Below are 18,934 nucleotides of genomic sequence, written 5' to 3' on the forward strand. Positions count from 1 at the left end.
AGCTCCGGACCGCGTCACCCACGAGGGCGGAGGCGTCCGTCGATCAGCCCCTCGACGCCGAGGCGGGCGAGCGCCTCCCCCGCGGCGGCCGCCTCGCGCAGGCCGTCCTCCAGCGCGAGCAGCCGCCGGAAGGCCGTGCCGTACGCGCGCTGGACGGCCAGGGGAACCTGGGGGACGCGGGCCCGGCGGGCCTCCACGCGGCTGCTGCCCAGATGCGGCCGGCCGCCGCCCGCCGCGTAGCGCAGGAACCCGGCCAGGAACTCGGGATCCACCTTGTCCGGAGCGACGCGGAAGAGGCTGAGATGGGGACCCAGGACCGAGCCCTCCCCCGTGACCACCCGGGCGGTGACGGCCGACGCCACGACGTCTCCCGGGCGGACGGCGACCAGTCCGGGGGCGCGCGGGATCCGCCGCGACGGCGCCGTCCCGGCCGCGACGTCGTCGGCCGTCAGCACCGGCACCCCGCCCTCGGACGCCGCACCGCCGGAGATGTCGCCGTCGGGAACGTCGGCGGGCAGCGCCCGCAGCGTCGAATGCCGGATGGTGACCAGCCCGGATCTGGCCATCTCCGCCACGGTCGCCCACGACGCGTCCCAGCCCGCCGCGCCGCCGGTGAGCACCTCCAGGTCGGGCACGTCGTCGGCCAGCGCCGCGACCGCGTCCCGGAAGCGCTCCCTGGCGTCCGGAAAGCCCCGCGTGTCGATCCGGGGTGACAGGTGCCGCGCCGGGCTCACGTCCACCTCGTCGTCGAGGATGTCGATGATCCGGACCGTGCGGCCACCGTGCGGGAGCTCGGTCTTCGCGAGGTGGGCCCGCCAGACCGTTTCGACGCCGGCCGGGTCGTCTCCCGCGTCGGCCACGAGGATCGTGCCGGGCTGCCGCTCCCCCGGCTCGGGACGGCGCAGCAGCCACAGGTCGGGACCCCCGGGCGCCAGCGTGAAGACCGCGCGCAGCGCGCCCGTCCGCAGCAGGTTCGCCCGGATGCGACGTCCCGGGCGGCGGCTCGCGGCGGCGCCCGGCATCAGGATGGCCACCAGCCCGCCGGGCCGCACGTGGGCGAGGCAGTGCTGCACCCAGGCCAGCTCCGGCTCGCCCCGCGGGGGCATGCCGTACTGCCAGCGCGGATCGCCGATGAGGTCCTCGTGGCCCCAGGCCCGCTCGTTGAACGGCGGGTCGCACACCACCGCGTCCACGAGCGTGTCCCCGAGCCCGTCCCCGGGCCCGTCCATCGGCCGGTCCGGAGGGAACGCGTCGTGCCGCAGCGCGTCCCCGGGGACGACCCGGGCGTCCCGCCCGCGCAGCAGCAGCCGCAGCGCGGCGAGCAGCGCGACCGTCTCGTTGGCGTCCTGGCCGAGCAGCCGCGCCGCGTCCCCCGCCGCACCGGCCCCGGCGGCGTCCAGCAGGAGCGTGCCCATGCCGCACGCGGGGTCGAGCACCGTGCGCGCCCCCGGGCAGGCCAGCCGGGTCATCAGGGCGGCCACGTCGGGCCGGGTCAGTGCCAGCCTGCGGCTGTGCGCCTCGGCGTACCGCTCGCAGAGGAACTCGAACGCGCCGGCCGCGCCGTTCCGCTCGGCCATCCCGGCGACCAGCAGGAGCAGGCCGGGCTCGACCGGCGTCCCGTCCCCCGTGCGCGGAGGCAGGTCGGCGGTCGCCTCGGCCACCGCGCGCGGGAGCCGTACGGCGAGGTCGGGGGCCGCGGACAGCCGCTTCCAGCCGTCGGGGTCGCGGAGCGTGTAGAGCAGGAACGCCCCGACCTCCCCCAGCACCTCGCCCAGGCGCAGGTCGTCGGCCGACGCGCGCAGCCGCTGCCAGACGCGGTCGCCCTGGGACACCTCGAACGACTTGCCGTTCCTGCGCAGCCACGCCTCCACTTCGGGCAGCGAGAAAAGCGGGCTGGAGGCGGTACCTCCCACCGGCTGGGGGAAGTCCTCGTAGCGGCGGCGCCAGTTGCTGACCGCGGCCCTGCCGACGTCGGCGAGCCGGGCGATGTCGCCCGCGTTCACGGTCGCTTCGACCGCCGCTTCGACGGCGGCCTCGAGCGGGCTGGCGGCGGCCGGGCGCGCCGTCGTGTCCGCCGTGTTGTCCGCCTGGGCGTCGTGGCTCATGAACACGAGCCTAGCACCGTGCTTGTGAAGTCACTCAACCAATGGTTTACTCAAAACCATGACGCACAACCGTATTCGGTACGCCGCTGGGTCGGACGTCGGGCGTTCGCGTGCCAACAACGAGGATTCGGTGCACGCCGGCGAGCGACTGCTCGCCATCGCCGACGGGATGGGCGGGCACGGACACGGCGAGGTCGCCAGCGCGGCCGTCATCTCCACACTGGCCAGACTGGAGGACGGCCCGGCTCCCGCCGACCCCGTGGCCGCCCTCGCGGACGCCGTACGGGAGGCGGGGCAGCGCCTGGGCGACCTCGCCGCGCAGGACCCGGCGCTCGAACGGATGGGCACCACGGTCACCGCGATGCTGTGGGACGGCCAGGGGAAGTTCGCCCTGGCCCACGTGGGCGACTCGCGGGCGTACATGCTGCGTGACGGTGCGCTCTACCAGATCACGCGCGACCACACGCTGGTGCAGTCGCTGGTGGACGACGGGCGGATGAGCCCCGACCAGGCCGCCCGCCATCCGCGCCGCTCCCTGCTGCTGCGGGCGCTGGAGACGAGCGGCCTGGCCGAACCCGACCTGTCGCTGCGCGAGGCGTTCCCGGGCGACCGCTACCTGCTGTGCTCCGACGGGCTCACCTCCGTGCTCGAACCCGAGGCGCTGCACCACGTGCTCACCACCGTGGCCGATCCGCAGGAGACGGTCCGCCGGCTCATCGAGCTGGCCAACGAGGGCGGCGGACCCGACAACATCTCGTGCGTGGTCGCCGACGTCGAAGCCGCCGACGCCTGACACCTGACCGTCCCCGCGGCCATCAGTGGACGTCAGACGGCCCAGCCGCCGTCGACGTTGATCGTCGCGCCGGTGACGTAGCGCCCGCCGTCGCCCGCCAGGTGGGCGACGGTCTCGGCGATGTCCTCCGGCGCCGCGTAGCGGCCGAGGACCGTCAGCCCCCGGACCGTGTCAGCCATGGGGCTGTCCGCCGGGTTCGAGGCGGTGTCGGTCGGGCCGGGGTTGACGAGGTTGACCGTGATGCCGCGCGGCCCGAGGTCACGGGCGAGCCCCTTGGTCATTCCGGTCATGGCCGTCTTGCTCATGGCGTACAGGGTGAACCCGGGGAAGACGGTCCGCTCGGCGATGTTGCTTCCGATCGTGATGATCCGGCCGCCCTCGGTCATGTGGCCCGCCGCCGCCCGCGCGGCCAGGAACGGCCCGCGCACGTTGACCGCGAGCGTGCGGTCGATCTCCTCCGGCCCCAGGTCCTCGATCGGCGCGACGGGGAAGAGCGCCGCGTTGTTCACGAGGACGTCGAGCCGGCCGAACTCCGCGGCGGCCTCGTCCACGGCCGCGGCGACCGCCTCCGCGTCGCCGTTGTCGGCCCGGATGACCAGCGCCCGCCGGCCCATCCCCTTCACCCTCTCGGCCACGGCGGCCGCGCTGTCCTGGTCGCGCTCGTAGGTGAGCGCCACATCCGCGCCGCGCTCGGCCAGCTTCAGGACGACGGCGGCGCCGATCCCCCGGCCACCCCCGGTGACCAGGGCCGCCTTGCCGTTCATGTCGTTGATCTCGTTCATGGTGTCGAGCATGGCGACAACGGCGCCGGGAGGTCCGGCGGCGATCGGACCTCGCGTTCGGACCTCGCGTTCGGACCTCGCGTTCGGACCTCGCGTTCGGACCTGGCGTTCGAGGTCAGGAAGGGCGCGGGGAAGGCACGGCGGAGAAGCGGTCAGGCGCCGCGCGCCCGGAAGGCGGCCGTCTTGACCCGGTTCTGGCAGGCCGTGGAGCAGAAGCGGCGGGTGCCGTTGCGGGAGGTGTCCACGTACACGCGGTCGCAGTGCGGCGCGGTGCACACGCCGAGCCGGTCGTGCAAATCGCTGCCGAGCACCACGGCGAGGCCGGTCGCACAACTGGCCGCGTAGTTGCCGGCCAGGGTGCCGCCCGCGCCGTGGAAGTGCAGGTGCCAGGGCTCCCCGTCGTGCCGGTCGAGGTGCGGGCGCGCGTCCGTCTCCGCCAGCAGCCCGTTCACGGTGAGCGCCGCCGCGTCCACGTCGCCCCGCGTCACCGCCTCGAACACCCCGCGCAGTCGCCCCGCCACCTCGGCGAGCGCGCCCGCCTCCGCCTCGGCGACCTCGGGCGCCCTCCTGTCGCCGGTCGCGAGGACGTCGGCGACCGCGGCGGCCCGCGCCTCACCCGTCGGCGGCTCGTACGGCCGGCCCCGCGCCTCCCCCACGGTCAGCGCGTTGACCAGGCCGACGGCGACCGCCACCACGGCATCAGTGTGACTGTTGAAGTTCACTTGACCAGTTACGCCCTTGCGTTCTACGTTGTAACTGCCGAAAGCATACACGCCAGTTACAAGGAGACGGCATGCTCACTCTGGACGTCGCCACCCGGTGGATCGACCGTTGGGACCGCCAGCAGGAGGGCTACCTCCCCGACCGGGAGGAGCGCTTCACCGCGCTGATCGACGCCGTCGAGGCGGGCGTGGGCCGCCCGGATCCCCTGGTGATCGACCTCGGCTGCGGCCCCGGCTCGCTCTCGGCCCGCCTGCTGAGCCGCATTCCCCGGGCCAGGGTCGTCGCGGTCGACGCCGATCCCCTGTTGCTGTCGCTGGCCCGTGCGGCGTACGGCGACCGCGACGGCCTGCGCTTCGCCGACCTGGACCTGCGGGAGCCGGGGTGGAGCGAGGCACTCGGCCTCGACCGCCCGGCGGACGCGGCGGTGAGCACGACCGCGCTGCACTGGCTGGCCGAGCCCGATCTGCGGGCCGTGTACGCCGAGCTCGCGACCGTGCTGCGGCCGGGCGGGCTGTTCCTCGACGGCGACCACTTCAGCTCGGAGGACATCACTCCGGCGCTGGCGAGGCTGGAGCGGGCCGTGCACGAGAGCGAGGAGCGGCGGCGCTTCGCCGGCGGCCGTCCCGAGGACTGGCGTCAGTGGTGGGACGCGATCGCCGCCGACCCCGAACTCGCCGGTGTCGCGGCGCCCCGGCCGGCCACCGCGGCGCACCACGGCTCGGAGTCGCTCCACCTGTCCACCCACGTCGAGGCCCTCCGCGCGGCGGGCTTCGCCGAGATCGGGACGCTGTGGCAGCGCGGCGACAACCGCCTGCTCTGCGCCATACGTCCGTAATCTCGCTCTGCGCCCCGCCGCGGGATTGCCGGCCGGGGTTTGCTCGCCGGGTCGCCGGAAAGACGGACGCCATGACACCGACCGTGCTCACCGTCAACGCGGGCTCCAGCAGCCTGCAGCTGCATCTGGTGCGGGACGGCCGCGTGCTGCGGATCGAGCACAGCGAGCACAGCCCGGACCCCGCCGCGGCGGAGCGTACGCTGTCGGACTTCCTGTCCGGGGCGGACGCCGAGGTGACCGCCGTCGGTCACCGGCTCGTCCACGGCGGCGAGGCCGTCCGCGCGCCGGCGGTCGCCGACGACGGCGTGGTGGAGGCCGTGCGCGGATACGCCGACCTCGCGCCGCTGCACGTGCCGCCCGCGCTCGCGCTGGTCGAGGCGGCCCGGCGGGTGCTGCCGTCCGTGCCGCACGTGCTGTGTCCCGACACCGCCTTCCACGCCGGACTGCCCGCCGCCGCCGCGACCTACGCCCTGCCGGCCGAGTGGCGGCGGCGGTGGGGCCTGCGCCGCTACGGCTTCCACGGGCTGTCGTACGCGTGGGCGGCCCGCCGGGCGGCCGAACTGCTCGGACGCCCGGCCGGAGAGGTCAACCTGGTCCTCGCGCATCTCGGCGGCGGATGCTCGGTCTGCGCCGTGCGGAACGGCCGGAGCGTGGACACCTCGATGGGGTTCACCCCGTTGGAGGGCGTGCCCATGAGCAGGCGTTCGGGCAGTGTCGATCCCGGCTTGCTCCTGTGGCTGCTGTCCGGCTCGCGCCTCACGCTGGAGGAACTGCGCGACGGGCTGGAGCACGACTCCGGCCTGCTCGGGCTCTCCGGCGGCCTGTCCGGCGACACTCGCGACCTGGTCGCCTCGAAGGAGGAGGCCGCCGCGCTGGCTCTCGACGTGTTCGCCTACCGGGTGAGCCGGGAGATCGCCGCCTCGGCCGCCGCCCTCGACCGGCTCGACGCGCTCGTGTTCACCGGCGAGATCGGCTGGGACCAGCCCGAGGTGCGCGAGGCGGTGTGCGGCAGGCTGTCGCTGCTCGGCGTCGAACCGCCCGCCGTGACCGACGTGGACCGGGATCGCGTCGTCAGCCCGCCGGGCGCCCGCCTGCCGGTCCTCGTCGTGCGGCCCCGCGAGGAGCTCCAGGTCGCCCGGGAGACCCTCGCCGCGCTCGGCGAGTCCGCCGGCGAAGGCGGGCGGCCGTAGAATCCGCGGACATGCGCATCTTCACCGTGGACTCCTTCACCGACCGGCCGTTCCGGGGCAATCCCGCCGCGGTCTGCCTCCTCGACGAGACCGTGCCGGACGAGTGGATGCAGGCGGTGGCCGCCGAGATGCGCCACTCGGAGACGGCCTTCGTGCTGCGGCGGGACGAGGGGCCGCGCTCACTGCGCTGGTTCACCCCCGCGGTCGAGGTCGCGCTGTGCGGGCACGCCACCCTGGCCACCGCGCACGTCCTCTACTCACTGGGCGAGTCCGGGCGGCTGGAGTTCGCCACGAAGAGCGGCGTGCTCGCCACCGAGCAGGCGGACGACGGGCTGATCGCGATGGACTTCCCGGCGAACCCGCCCACGTCGTGCCCACCCCCGAACGGCCTCGCCGAGGCCCTCGGCGTCACACCCCTGTGGACCGGGCGCAGCCGGTTCGACGTCCTGGTCGAGGTCGGGTCGGCCGAGGAGGTGCGGGCCGCCGACCCCGACATGACGCGGCTGGCCGAGGTCGAGGCCAGGGGCGTCATCGTGACGGCGTCCGGCGAGGGCACCCGCGCCGACTACGTCTCCCGGTTCTTCGCGCCCCGGGTGGGCGTGCCGGAGGATCCGGTCACCGGCTCGGCCCACTGCGTGCTCGCGCCCCACTGGTCGGGCAAGCTCGGCCGGGACACGCTCGTCGGGGAGCAGGTGTCGCGGCGCGGCGGGACCGTACGCACGACCCTGCGCGGCGATCGCGTCGAACTCGCCGGGCACGCCGTGACCATCTGGTCCGGCGAACTGGAGGTCTGACCTCCTCCTCCCCCACGGTCGCGTCAGGCCGGCACGGCGAGGGCGGCCTCGATCCGCCGGACGGCGGTGATCGCCCCGAACGCCAGCAGCCGCACGAGGTCGGCGTCGTGCCGGCCGCCCCCCGCCTCCCGCCAGGCGGCCACGTCGGCGTCGGTCACCCGATAGGGCGCGAGGGCGGCCAGCAGGGCGAGCCGGGCGACCGGGCGCTGTTCGGGGGCGACGTCCGCCAGCGGACCGGACGGCCAGCCGGACAGCGGAGGGTGTTCGCCGTCCCAGGCCGCGACGGCCTCCACGACCGCCTCCCTGGCCGTGTCACCCAGCAGGGCGACCCCCTCCTCCGCCGCGGCCCGCAGCGCGGCGAACGCGGTCCCGGCCGGGGTTCCCGCCGCCCACGCCGGGGCCGGGCCCGACGGCAGCCCACGCAGCAGCGGCAGCGCCTCGCCCTGCGGCAGCCTGCGGCGTACCGTCCTGGCGAGAGCCCTGCCGCCCAGGCCGCGTACGAGCCGGGACCGCTGCAGGCCGGCGGGCAGGAGGTTGTCGGTCAGCAGCGACGACACCATCCGGTTGATGAAGTGGAAGGCGAGGGCCGTGCCGATGTGCTCGGCCGCGTGACCGGGCGGGCACGGCGGCGCCTGCCCGGCCGTGGCCGTGCCGGTGGCCCAGGCGAACAGCCGGGCATGCTCCGGATCGGACGGCGTCTGCCCGCGCGCGACGGTCTCGGCCAGGGCGTGCTCGCCGGTCGCGTGCAGGAGCACGGTGTGCGCGTCGACACAGAACGGGCACTTGTTGGCGAGGGAGACCCCGGTGGCGACGACCTCCTTGGCCGCCCTCGGCGCCTGCCCGGCGAGCAGCGACTCGCGCAGCATCGCCCATGTGGCGGCGAGCACCTCCGGAGCCGGGGACAGCGTCAGAAACAGCGGCATCCGGGCCATGCCGAAATCACGGGCGATCTGGGCGTAGACCTCGGCGATCAGCCCCGCCGCCGCCTCCGTGGGCACCGGGGTCACATAGCGGTACGGCGTCGGCATTTCGGCCTCCTCGTCGGTCGTACTGTCATGCGGCCCGATCCTGCCGGGCACGGCCGCCCCCGTCGTCGTACGGCGGAAGGCGTTACGGGCCGCTCCCGGCACGGCGAGTGGCGGCCCTGCGTACTCCGGCGGGAGTAGTTCCGGATCGGTCCGCCGGGAGGAGGCGGCGCCCGTCGGGCGCGGTTACGCTTCGGACATGGACGGCGATCACGGACGGCAGGCGTTCCCCAGCCCACCGGCGTCCCCTGACTCACCGGTGATCGTGGACGCGCCGGCGTCGTCCGGCCCACGGGCGTTCGCGGACCTGCCGGCCCTCTCGGACGGACCGGCCCTGCCGGACAGCCGGGCGGGCGCACCGCGCCGCCGCGTTCCCGGGACGTACGCCGCGGACGCCGCGATCGCGGCTGTCGTGGCGGTGCTGCTCGCGGGCGGCACCCTGATTCCCGGGTCGCCGAACGGCCCCACGCAGGTGGGGATGGTGGGCTACCTGCTCCTGGTGGGCGGGTCCGCCGCCCTGGTCGCGCGCCGGTCGGCGCCGGTGACGGCGCTCGTCGTCTCCGCGGCCTGCATGCTGGCCTACGCCCTGCGGGTGCAGCCCGAGATCGCGCCCGCCTTTCCCGTCATGGTCACGGTGTATTCGGCGGCCGCCACCGGCCGGCGCGTGTGGGCGGCGTCGGTGAGCGCGGCCTACCTCGGCGGCGTCCTGCTGGCGGACCTGTCGGATCTCGGCACGCGGACCCCGCGCGAGGTGGTGGAACGGGTCGGCCTGCTGGTCGGCTGGTTCGTCGCCGCCAACGTGGCGGGGGTCGTCTCCCGGCAGCGCCGGGCGTACCTGCGCCAGGCCGAGCAGCGCGCCGTCGAGGCGGAGCGCACCCGCGAGGAGGTCGCGCGCCGCCGGGCCGGCGAGGAGCGACTGCGCATCGCCAGAGAGCTGCACGACTCGCTCACCCACAGCATCTCGATCATCAAGGTGCAGGCCGGCGTGGCCGTCCACCTGGCGCGCAAGCGGGGCGAGGACGTGCCTGCCGCGCTGCTGGCGATCCAGGACGCGAGTGCGGACGCCATGCGGGAGCTGCGCGCGACGCTGGAGGTGCTGCGCGAACCGGGCCCTGACGATGCGCCCGGCACGGCCCGGGCCGACCGGATCGGCGAGCTGGTCGAGCGGGCGCGGTCGGCGGGCGTGCCGGCCACGCTGGCGGTCACCGGCACGCCCCGCGCCCTGCCGCCCGAGGTCGACCTGGCCGCCTACCGGATCGTGCAGGAGGCGCTCACCAACGTGGCGCGGCACGCGGGCGACGCCTCGGCGTGCGTGCACGTCCGCTACCTGGCCGACACCCTCGTCGTACGCGTCGAGGACGACGGCAGGGGTCTGCCCGGCGTCACACCGCGGCACAGCGTCACACCACGGCACGGAGCCGGCGGGGCCGCCGAGACGGCCACGCTGGTCCGGCCCGAAGCGGTTCGCGTGGGCGTGGGACTGACCGGCATGCGGGAGCGGGTGTCCGCGCTCGGCGGGCGGCTCCAGACCGGTCCTGGGCCGGACGGCGGTTTCACCGTCCAGGCCGAGCTGCCCTTGCCGGTCCGGGAGGGAGCGGCGTGATCAGGGTGCTGCTGGTGGACGACCAGGCGCTCATCCGGGCCGGTTTCAGGGCGCTGCTCGACGCCGAGGACGGCGTGGAGGTGGTCGGCGAGGCGGGCGACGGCGGTCAGGGCCTGGCCCTGGCCGAGCGGCACGTCCCCGACGTCGCGCTCGTGGACATCCAGATGCCGGTGATGGACGGCATCGAGACGACCCGCCGCATCGCCGCCGATCCCCGCCTGGCCGCCACTCGGGTGGTGATCCTGACCAACTACGGGCTCGACCGCTATGTGTTCGACGCGCTGCGGGCCGGCGCGAGCGGCTTCCTGCTCAAGGACACCGACCCGGTGGAGCTTCTCCAGGCGATCAGGGTCGCGGCGCGCGGCGACGCCCTGCTGTCCCCGGCGGTCACCCGGACGCTCATCAGCGAGTACGTCTCCCGCCCTCCGGACGCCGTGCCGACGGCCGCCCTGGAGGAGCTCACCAACCGCGAACGGGAGGTCGTCGCCCTGGTCGCGCGCGGCCTCACCAACGAGGAGATCGCCGCGCACATGGTGATCAGCCCGTTCACCGCCAAGACCCACGTGAGCAGGGCGATGACCAAACTCGGCGCGCGGGACCGCGCCCAGCTCGTCGTCTTCGCCTACGAGTCCGGCCTGGTGGTCCCCCGAAGTTCCGCCAAGCCGGGCTGAGCGGATCTCCCGATCTTGGTGACCTGGACGACGAGGGTATCTAAGATCGCGCTCATGGGTCTGCGTACGCCCGCGGCCGTGGTGCTCGCCCTGCTCTCGCTCGCGGCCTGCTCCCCCGGCGGGCCGCCGCGGCCGGAAAACCTGGCCGCACGCGTCAACCCGCTGCCCCCCGGAGTCGAAGGACCCGGCGCGGCCGTCTTCCTCGCCCGCGTGCCCGACGAGACGCGGGACGACCTGCTCGGCCTGATCCGGGTGGGCCGGTTCGGCGACGCGCTGGCGAAGGGCACGTGGGTCCGCAGGCACGTGGAGGTCGCACTCGGCGACCCGGCCGTCCCCATCCCGGTGCGCGGCCTGGCCGAGGATCCCCGGGACGCCGTCCTGGTCTCCGGTGACGTGGTCGACGCCGCGCTCCCCGGTCACGTCTTCGTCACCGGGACCTTCCCCGCCGGCCCCACCGTGTCCGCGACCACCGGGCGATGCCTGCTCGTCCGTACGGACGGCCGAGTCGAGCAGCCCGGGCCGGAGGCGCAGTGCGAGCGCGCCCCCAACGGCGGCGTGTACTGGTACGGCACGGGACCGACCAGCGCCGGCGGCGTCGACCTGCGCGACGGCACCGCGACCTCGAGGACCCTGGTTCCGGCGTTTCCGGTGGCCGTCTCCCCCGACGGGCGCTACCTGGCCTCGCTGCGCGACGACGCGCTCGTCATCACCGACACCCGGGACGGCACCACGGCGACCGTGGGCCAGATATCGGCAGCGCGGTCGAGCCGTGGCGCCCCCGGCGTCTTCACCGCGGACGGGTACGCGACGATCCTGCGGCAGGGCGACCGTCCGCCGGCTCTGGCCGTCGCCGGCTTCCGCGGCAAGGTCCGCCGGCTGGTGGACGACGTCGGCGCGGTCGCCTTCACGCCGGACGGCCGCCGTGCCCTCGCGACGGCGGGCCGTGCCCGCCCGCGCCTGGTCGTGGCCGACCTGCGGACGGGCACGCTCACTCCGGTGAAGGGCTTCCCCACCAGCGACGGCAGCGCGAAGATCGTCATCGCGGGGGATCACGCGCTCGTCGCGGTGCTCGCCCGGAACGCGGACATCGGTGACCCGAAGCCCGCCGAGGTGTGGGAGGTGGACCTGCGGCAGGCCAGGGCCCGGCAAACCGTCGTCGTCACGCGGGCCCAGCAGGCCACGCCGCTCCCGGCAGCGGCCCCTGTGGGGCAGGAGGAGTCGGTCCCCGGCGCGCCTCCTCTGGCAGGGCTCCGCTTCGCCCCGAACCGCGCCGTGATCGCCGTCTCCCGCGACGGGGTCGCCGTCGCGGGTCCGGCGGGAACGGTCCCCATCGCGGCCCTGCCCGGCCACCGGATCCTGTTCTCCGGTGAAGGACGCGCCCTCACGGCGGTCGGCGAGCGGGGCGGGCCGGTCCGGATCGCCACCGGGGCCCGGGAGGACCAGACCGTCGCCGGGGTGCTGCCCACCGCCGACGGACGGCACCTCATCGTCTCCTTGCGCCCCCGAGACAGCCTGCGCGCCGGTCCCGGCCCGGACGACGAGATCGTTCTGGCGCGTCTCGACGGCGGCGCCCCGCTCGTCCTCTATCGGGGCGTCGTCCTGGCCAGCGCCGGCCTCTAGCGGAAGTCGTGGAACAGCCGCTCGCGCAGGCGGGCCGCCGCCTCGACCACGTTGGCGAGCGCCGCCTCGACCTGCTCGTACGAGCGGGTCTTCAGCCCGCAGTCGGGGTTGACCCACAACCGCTCGGCGGGCACCGTCCGCAGCGCCTCCTCGAGCAGGTGCTCCACCTCGCCGGCGCCCGGCACCCGCGGCGAGTGGATGTCGTACACGCCCGGCCCCAATCCCCTGGGGAAGGCGCCGACCGCGCCGAGCAGGCGCCCCCGCGAGCGCGCCGACTCGATGCTCGTGACGTCGGCGTCGAGGCCGTCGATCGCGGCGAGGATCTCATCGGCGTCCGAGTAGCACAGGTGCGTGTGGATCTGCGTGTGCTCGCTCGCGCCGGAGGTGGCCCATCGGTAGGCCGCGACGGCCCACTCCAGGTAGGCGGCCTGCTCGGCGCGCCGCAGCGGCACCAGTTCGCGCAGCGCGGGCTCGTCGACCTGGATGACGCGGATGCCCGCCTCCTCCAGGTCGCCCACCTCCTCCCGTACGGCGTCGGCGACCTGGAACACCACCTCGCGCAGTGGCAGGTCGTCGCGGACGAACGACCACGCCACGATCGTCACCGGGCCGGTGAGCATGCCCTTGACCGGCTTGCTCGTCAGCGACTGGGCGTACCGCGCCCAGCGGACGGTGATCGGCTCCGGCCGGCGCACGTCGCCGTGCAGGATGGGCGGGCGGGTGCAGCGCGAGCCGTACGACTGGACCCAGCCGTGCCGGGTGACGGCGAAGCCGTCGAGGTGCTCGGCGAAATACTGCACCATGTCGTTGCGCTCGGGCTCGCCGTGCACGAGGACGTCCAGCCCCAGCCGCTCCTGCAGCGCGATCACCTGCTCGATCTCCGCGCGGACCATGCTCTCGTACGCCGCCTCGCCGATCTCCCCGGCCGCCAGGGCCGCCCGGGCCCGGCGCAGCTCGCCCGTCTGGGGGAAGGAGCCGATCGTGGTGACCGGGAGAAGCGGCAGCTTCAGGTGCTCGGCCTGCGCCGCGGCCCGCACGGCGTAGGGAGCGCGGCCCTCCGCCGTCCGGACCCGGGACGCGTGCGGCCGGCCCTGTGCAGCGGGGCGTTCGGGCAGGTGACGGCCGGGTGTGGCGGCGAGCAGAGCCGCGAGTTCGGCCACCTCGGCGACCTTCTGCTCGGCGAACGCCAGCCGCTCGCGCAGCGCGGGATCCAGGCCGGTCTCCCGTTCCACGTCGTACGGCACGTGGAGGAGCGAGCACGACGTGCTCACCACGATCCGCCCGGCGCGCTCCCGTACGGCGAGCAGCGTGCCCAGCGCGCGGTCCCGGTCGGTGCGCCACACGTCCCGGCCCGAGACCACGCCGGCGACGACCGTCTTGCCGGCCAGGGCCTCCACACCGTGGGCCGTGCCCCGGACGAGGTCCAGGCCGACGGCCTCGACCGGCGTTCCGGCCAGCACGGGCAGCGCGTCGCCGAGATCCCCGAAATAGGAGGCGACCAGCAGCGCGGGCCGGTGCTCCAGCCGTCCCAGCCGTCCGTACGCCGCCTCGACCGCGGCCAGCTCGGCGGCGGTGCGGTCGGCGACCAGCACGGGCTCGTCCAGCTGCACCCAGCCGACGCCCTCCGCGGCCAGCTCGGCCAGCAGGCGCGCGTACACCTCGACCACGTCGTCCAGCCGGTCGAGCGGGGCGAAGCCGTCAGGGTTGCCCGGGCTGCCTTGACTGTCCGGGGCGGCCTGCGACAGCAGCAGGAACGTCACCGGCCCGACCAGCACAGGCCGGGTCTCCAGCCCCAGCGCGCGGGCCTCGCGCACCTCCGCCAGCGGCTTGGCGGCGTCGAGCGAGAAGACCGTGTCCGGGCCGATCTCCGGCACGATGTAGTGGTAGTTGGTGTCGAACCACTTGGTCATGCGCAGTGGGGCGATCCCCTCGGCGCCGCGGGCCATCGCGAAGTAGGTCGTCAGGTCGTCGTCGTGCCGGTAACGCGTGGGCACCGCGCCCAGCAGCACCGCCGTGTCGAGCACCTGGTCGTAGTAGGAGAACGTGTTCGACGGAAGGCCTTCCAGTCCGAGCGCGGCGAGCCGTCGCCAGGTGTCCTCGCGCAACCGCCGCGCGGTCTCCTCCAGGTCCGCCCGGCTCGTGCGCCCCTCCCAGTACGACTCCAGCGCCCGCTTCAACTCCCGATCCGGCCCGATCCGCGGATATCCCAGCACGGTCGATGCGGGAAAAGACGACGTCATCACCACTCCTCATGTGTCGAACAGAACGCCCGCATCCTCTCCGTACGTGGCGTTGCCGGGCCGGATCTATTGACCGTGCTTATGGATCACTCCGACGTGGTCCTGATGGCGGCCGGCATCCATAAGCCGGCGCGAACGTGATCGAAGGCGTGGGGTGACGATCCCCGGCCGGTCGGCAGGCTGAACGAGGAGGCCGCGCTGCCCTAGTACCGTCATAACCACGCCCCACTCACGACAGCAGAAAGGCGACACCACCCCTACCCCGGACTACCGGCGATCTCATTTGCTTGGGGATTCATGCAGCTGTGGCACTCGATCACACTCGCCGCCAAATTGGCCCTTCCATTCCTCACGATGTTCGCGGCCTACGTCGGGGCACGCAGGGCGCGGCAACGTCGCGCACGATTCGATGCCGCACAGCGCCTGGGCCTCCCCAGCGGGCGGATCAGAATGATGAGTGCCCTGCGCATACGCCAGGGCACGACCTGGGGAGCTTGGCATCACGGCGTTTTGGATCTTGAAGCTGGTCGCCTCATGTATACCGGCAGGTTGAACGACTGGCGAAGGGCGACCACAGATCTCACGGGCGCGATCATGAAGGGACATCGCCCTGTTACCGCATTCGAACGCTGGAAGTGGAGCCGCCCCATGCGGTTGCGCGCCGTTCTCGAATGCGAGCATCCCGAGCTGGGCGTGGTGGAACTCGCCGTCGAAGAGTCTGATGCGGATATCGTCTCCAGCGTCTTCGTCAAGCAGCTCCGATCGAGATCCAGTCGGCATCGGGCAAAGGACGGAAGCGATCAGGACTCCTCGGAGGTCCTGCCAATACAGCCGGGAGAGAGGGACAAGGACGGTAGGCACAAGCGGTAACTACGCCGAATTTTCCCGCGCGACGTCACTCTGCTCAGCCGTCGGCGCTCATCGTCCGGACTCCTCGGCCATAGGAGATTCAGCGGGGGGCGTCCATGCGCTGTGTGCCGATGACGGACAGCAGCCGTAGCGCCTCTTCGGACGGCGAACCGGGGACGGCGGTGTAGATCACCACCTGCTGATCGCGATCGGCGATGTCAAGGGCGTCGCAGTTCACGGTGATCGGGCCGACCAGCGGGTGCTGGAAGGTCTTGCACAGCGTGGGCCCGGCCGCCACGTCGTGGGAAGCCCACAGCCGCGCGAACTCCGGGCTCTTCGCGAGGAGTTCGTCCACCAGCCCGGTCACCTCCGGCGCGTCGGGGTAGCGGGCGGCAGCGGCACGCAGGCGCCGGGCCGCGTGGCGGGCGAAGTCGTCGGCGTCGGAGACCCCGTACAACCGCCGTCCCTCGTCCCCCGGGCCGAGGAACACGCGGCGCACCAGGTTGCGGTCACGCCGCGACAGGGCCGAGAAGTCCTCCATGAGAGCGGCCGCCAGCTCGTTCCAGGCGAGCACCTCGAGCGTGGCGGACGTCACGAACGCGGCGGCCTGCGGCAGCCTCTCCAGCAGGTCGAGGATGCTCTGCCGCACCTCACGCGGGGGCCCCGGCGGCGGGGCGGGCGGCGCGCCGGCGAGGTGGTGGAGATGGGCGCGCTCGGCGTCCGACAGGCGCAGGGCCCTGGCCAGCCCGGCCAGCACCTCGCGCGACGGGCGCGGACCCCGGGCCTGCTCCAACCGCGTGTAGTACTCGGTCGAGATGAACGCCAGCTGCGCCGCCTCCTCACGCCGCAGCCCCGGGGTACGGCGCCTGGGCCCGGCGGGCAGTCCCACGTCGGCAGGGCTGATCCGCTCGCGCCTGCTGCGCAGGAAATCGGCCAGTTCTCGTCGGTTCACCCCTCCAGTCTGCCCGGGGCGCGGAGGCGATCCAGGTACAACCGATGCCTGGATGGGCCACGCCCACCGGCGCAGGCTCACTGCCATGGACACCACACCGACCACTGACACATCCACCCCCGCCACGCCCGCCGCTGCGGGCCTGCTGGCCGGCAAGGTCGCCTTCGTCAGCGGCGCCGGACGCGGTATCGGAGCCGCGGCGGCGCGGCTGTTCGCCCGGGAGGGTGCCCGAGTGCTGCTCGCGGCCCGGACGGAGGCCCAGCTGAAGGCGGCGACCGAGGAGATCCGGACGGCGGGCGGCACCGCGGACTACGTGGTGTGCGACCTGGCCGACGCGGCAAGCGTGCGCGCCGCGGTGAGCCGCGCCGTGGACCTGTACGGCCGGCTCGACGTCGCCTTCAACAACGGGGCGACCGGCCAGCAGCCCGGCCCGATGGACCGGATGCCGGAGGCCGACTTCGACCGCATCTACGCAGTGAACCTCAAGGGCGTCTGGCTGGCCATGGTCGCCGAGGTGGAGGCGATCCGGGCCACCGCGGGCGCGGGTGCCATCGTCAACAACTCGTCCGTCGGCAGTTGGGGAGGCAACCCGGAGCTGCCGGCCTACGCTGCGATGAAACGGGCGGTCAACAGCCTCACCGAGTCGGCGGCCGTCACCTACGGCCCCGAAGGCATCCGCGTCAACGCGATCGCTCCCGGCAACACGCTCACCGAGATGATCCGCGCCTGGGAAGCGGAGTCCCCCGGACTCCAGGAGCGGCTCACGGCGCTGACACCGCTGCGCCGCGGGGCCGACCCGGCCGAGATCGCCGAGGCCGCCGCATGGCTGCTGAGCGACCGCTCCTCCTTCGTGACCGGCGCCGTCCTGCGGGTCGACGGCGGCGCCCGGGTCTGAGCGTCGACCGTCTACAGTGCTCAGCCATACCAGGTGACGTGAATGACCTCTGCCAGGCGTCGGGTTCGACACCTCGCGTCGAGCTTGGTCGTTCTCACCGACGCGGGCCTGCCCGCCGCCTCGCGAAGGTCTCCGTCCCTGGCGCCCCGGCTCGACGACCCCGGACCTGCGGTCAGCTCGCGAGGTACGCGGCGGCCACCCGTTTGGGCACGACCATGCGCCAGGCGTCGATGACGAGCTCCCGCATCTCGGTCTCGTCGATGGCCGCCAGTCTGACCCGGACCCACTGGTAGCGCTCGTCCGAGGGAAGGGGCATGAGGAACTTCTCCGGCTCGGAGGCCACGAGGGCCGCCCGCTCCTCCTTGGGGAACGCGAAGCCCATCAGGGTCTCGTCCGGAGAGACAGAGGCGTACACGATGCCCCTGACCCGGAACTTCACATGGTCGCGCACCAGCGCCTCCTCGGTGCGGGGCAGTGCCAGCGCGACCCGCCGCACGTCGTCGACCGTGACCATCAGACGCCTTCCTCGACGCGGACGGCTCCAGCCGTGGCCGGGAATGAAAGATCGAACATCGTCACGGCCGAACGGTAGCCTCGGCCACCGACATTCCGGCCGGTCCCGTCGCACGCACAGTGCGCGACCGCCGCCCCGACGACGCTCACGGGCGCCGGGCGGCGGCCAGGAACATGGGGACGGCGAGGAACAGCCTCCCCCGCCGCGCGCGGCAGGTCTGCTCCGCGATCCAGTCGTCGGCCTGCCGCCGGGTGACCGCCCCCGCCGCGTACGCGCCCTCGGCCACGCCGGTGACCATCGGCAGGAGCGAACCATCCGTGAAGACACCCGTACGGACCTCGGCGGTGACGTCCGCGAAGCCGGCGTCGAGCAGGAGGTTGCGGTGACGGCGGGCCACGTGCGGGCTGGGGACGGCGTCCGCCCTCGCCCGCACCATGACCCGGGTGAGAGCGGCGTCGTCCGAGTCGATCACGAACGTGTCCCAGTCCTGCCCAACCAGCACGATCCGCCCGCCTGGGGCGAGCACCCGCCATGCCTCGGTCACCGCCCGCACCGGATCGGCCAGGCCGTGGTAGACCTTGTCGGCCCGATAACCGGTCAGCTCGCCGTCCGCGAACGGCAGGTCGCAGGCGTCCGCCTGGCGGAACTCCAGGCCCGGGTGCCGGGACCGGGCGACCCCGATCACCTGGCCGTCCACATCCAGGCCGATCGGTTCCGCGCCCAGTGCGGCCATCTCCGCGACGGCCCGCCCGGCGCCACAGCCGACGTCCACCACACGGCTCCCGGCGGCCAGGCCGAGAAGTTCGTAGGAGCGAGCACGCAGCGCCGCCTGGCCCGGATGCCTGTCCACGCGGTCGAGAAGGGCGATGAGGGTTGGGTTCGACATGGAGGACAGCGTCCGACTTGATGTCGGCATGAAGTCAAGCCCGGCCATCGGCATCGGCGAGGCGGCCGCCCGGTTCGGCCTCGCGACGCACGTCCTGCGGCATTGGGAGTCGGTGGGACTGCTGACGCCCGCCCGGGTCGCGGGCGACCGGCGCCGTTACGGCCCCGACGACCTCTTCCGTGTGGCCGTGATCCTGCGGGCGAAGGAGGCGGGTCTCGGCCTGGACGAGATCCGCGAGATGATCGCCACTCGCGCGGCGTCCGAACGGCGTGAGATCCTCCGCCGCCGGCAGGCCGAGCTCCGGCGGCGCATCGAACAGGCCCGGGCGGCGCTGGAGGTGGTCGAGTGCGCGCTGGGCTGCGACCACGACGACGTCACCGGCTGCGCGCACTTCCGGCAGGCCGTACGCGAACGGATCGGCCTGCCGGCTCCCGCGCCGCCCACCGACGCCGGATGA

Annotated in this window: 18 protein-coding genes; 10 read left to right on the top strand and 8 right to left on the bottom strand. The window is 74.0% G+C overall.

Annotated elements, in window-relative coordinates; translation table 11 throughout:
* Positions 1–14: 14 nt before the first annotated feature.
* Positions 15–2,105: an N-6 DNA methylase gene (locus IL992_RS36270; RefSeq protein WP_193207827.1), complete on the bottom strand. Its 2,091-nt coding sequence runs from the start codon at positions 2,103–2,105 to the stop codon at positions 15–17.
* Positions 2,106–2,163: 58 nt separating this feature from the next.
* Here IL992_RS36270 and IL992_RS36275 point away from each other — a divergent pair, with 58 nt between their 5' ends.
* The gene (locus IL992_RS36275) at positions 2,164–2,898 is read left to right on the top strand and encodes a PP2C family protein-serine/threonine phosphatase (protein ID WP_193207828.1); all 735 of its coding nucleotides are present in this window, start codon (positions 2,164–2,166) and stop codon (positions 2,896–2,898) included.
* A gap of 32 nt (positions 2,899–2,930) precedes the next feature.
* On the opposite strand, the gene IL992_RS36280 is transcribed toward IL992_RS36275, so the two are convergent.
* Complete coding sequence (locus IL992_RS36280; RefSeq protein WP_226874404.1) at positions 2,931–3,680, bottom strand: SDR family NAD(P)-dependent oxidoreductase; 750 nt, start codon at positions 3,678–3,680, stop codon at positions 2,931–2,933.
* 152 nt (positions 3,681–3,832) lie between these two features.
* Positions 3,833–4,375 (bottom strand): CGNR zinc finger domain-containing protein, encoded by a 543-nt coding sequence (locus IL992_RS36285; RefSeq protein WP_319019054.1) that lies wholly within the window; start codon positions 4,373–4,375, stop codon positions 3,833–3,835.
* A 98-nt stretch (positions 4,376–4,473) separates the two neighbouring features.
* Here IL992_RS36285 and IL992_RS36290 point away from each other — a divergent pair, with 98 nt between their 5' ends.
* From IL992_RS36290 to IL992_RS36300, 3 genes are all read left to right on the top strand, one after another.
* On the top strand, positions 4,474–5,238 hold the full coding sequence (locus IL992_RS36290) for a class I SAM-dependent methyltransferase (protein ID WP_193207831.1): 765 nt from the start codon (positions 4,474–4,476) through the stop codon (positions 5,236–5,238).
* 71 nt (positions 5,239–5,309) lie between these two features.
* Positions 5,310–6,428: an acetate/propionate family kinase gene (locus IL992_RS36295; RefSeq protein WP_193207832.1), complete on the top strand. Its 1,119-nt coding sequence runs from the start codon at positions 5,310–5,312 to the stop codon at positions 6,426–6,428.
* Positions 6,429–6,439: 11 nt separating this feature from the next.
* Entirely contained in the window at positions 6,440–7,222 is a 783-nt protein-coding gene (locus tag IL992_RS36300; protein ID WP_193207833.1) for a PhzF family phenazine biosynthesis protein, read from the top strand.
* Between the two features lie 23 nt (positions 7,223–7,245).
* Here IL992_RS36300 and IL992_RS36305 read toward each other — a convergent pair whose 3' ends face one another.
* Complete coding sequence (locus IL992_RS36305) at positions 7,246–8,250, bottom strand: carboxymuconolactone decarboxylase family protein (protein ID WP_193207834.1); 1,005 nt, start codon at positions 8,248–8,250, stop codon at positions 7,246–7,248.
* Positions 8,251–8,446: 196 nt separating this feature from the next.
* Here IL992_RS36305 and IL992_RS36310 point away from each other — a divergent pair, with 196 nt between their 5' ends.
* From IL992_RS36310 to IL992_RS36320, 3 genes are read left to right on the top strand one after another with little or no spacing between them, the layout of a single operon-like run.
* Positions 8,447–9,850 (top strand): sensor histidine kinase, encoded by a 1,404-nt coding sequence (locus tag IL992_RS36310; RefSeq protein WP_193207835.1) that lies wholly within the window; start codon positions 8,447–8,449, stop codon positions 9,848–9,850.
* Positions 9,847–10,521, top strand: coding sequence for a response regulator (locus IL992_RS36315; protein WP_193207836.1), 675 nt, complete (start codon positions 9,847–9,849; stop codon positions 10,519–10,521). Before IL992_RS36310 ends, IL992_RS36315 begins: the two co-directional genes overlap by 4 nt.
* Positions 10,522–10,575: 54 nt before the next feature.
* Entirely contained in the window at positions 10,576–12,141 is a 1,566-nt protein-coding gene (locus IL992_RS36320) for a hypothetical protein (RefSeq protein WP_193207837.1), read from the top strand.
* Here the strand turns inward: IL992_RS36320 and metE are convergent.
* Positions 12,138–14,381, bottom strand: a complete 2,244-nt coding sequence (gene metE / locus IL992_RS36325; RefSeq protein ID WP_193207838.1) for a 5-methyltetrahydropteroyltriglutamate--homocysteine S-methyltransferase — start codon at positions 14,379–14,381, stop codon at positions 12,138–12,140. The two genes, IL992_RS36320 and metE, sit on opposite strands and share 4 nt — an antisense overlap.
* Positions 14,382–14,678: 297 nt before the next feature.
* On the opposite strand from metE, the gene IL992_RS36330 reads away from it, so the two are divergent.
* Complete coding sequence (locus IL992_RS36330) at positions 14,679–15,251, top strand: hypothetical protein (RefSeq protein WP_193207839.1); 573 nt, start codon at positions 14,679–14,681, stop codon at positions 15,249–15,251.
* Positions 15,252–15,330: 79 nt separating this feature from the next.
* Here IL992_RS36330 and IL992_RS36335 read toward each other — a convergent pair whose 3' ends face one another.
* A complete protein-coding gene (locus IL992_RS36335) occupies positions 15,331–16,182 on the bottom strand; it encodes a helix-turn-helix transcriptional regulator (RefSeq protein WP_193207840.1) in 852 nt (283 codons plus the stop codon).
* Positions 16,183–16,267: 85 nt separating this feature from the next.
* Between IL992_RS36335 and IL992_RS36340 the strand changes: the two genes are divergently transcribed.
* Entirely contained in the window at positions 16,268–17,077 is an 810-nt protein-coding gene (locus tag IL992_RS36340) for an SDR family NAD(P)-dependent oxidoreductase (RefSeq protein WP_193207841.1), read from the top strand.
* Positions 17,078–17,249: 172 nt separating this feature from the next.
* Here IL992_RS36340 and IL992_RS36345 read toward each other — a convergent pair whose 3' ends face one another.
* Together IL992_RS36345 and IL992_RS36350 are read right to left on the bottom strand one after the other, a co-directional pair.
* On the bottom strand, positions 17,250–17,591 hold the full coding sequence (locus IL992_RS36345; RefSeq protein WP_193207842.1) for an MmcQ/YjbR family DNA-binding protein: 342 nt from the start codon (positions 17,589–17,591) through the stop codon (positions 17,250–17,252).
* A gap of 145 nt (positions 17,592–17,736) precedes the next feature.
* Positions 17,737–18,477: a methyltransferase domain-containing protein gene (locus IL992_RS36350; RefSeq protein WP_226874406.1), complete on the bottom strand. Its 741-nt coding sequence runs from the start codon at positions 18,475–18,477 to the stop codon at positions 17,737–17,739.
* A gap of 28 nt (positions 18,478–18,505) precedes the next feature.
* On the opposite strand from IL992_RS36350, the gene IL992_RS36355 reads away from it, so the two are divergent.
* Positions 18,506–18,934, top strand: a complete 429-nt coding sequence (locus IL992_RS36355) for a MerR family transcriptional regulator (protein ID WP_193207844.1) — start codon at positions 18,506–18,508, stop codon at positions 18,932–18,934.

It is taken from the genome of Microbispora sitophila (assembly GCF_014892245.1).
GTDB classification, from domain to species: domain Bacteria; phylum Actinomycetota; class Actinomycetes; order Streptosporangiales; family Streptosporangiaceae; genus Microbispora; species Microbispora siamensis.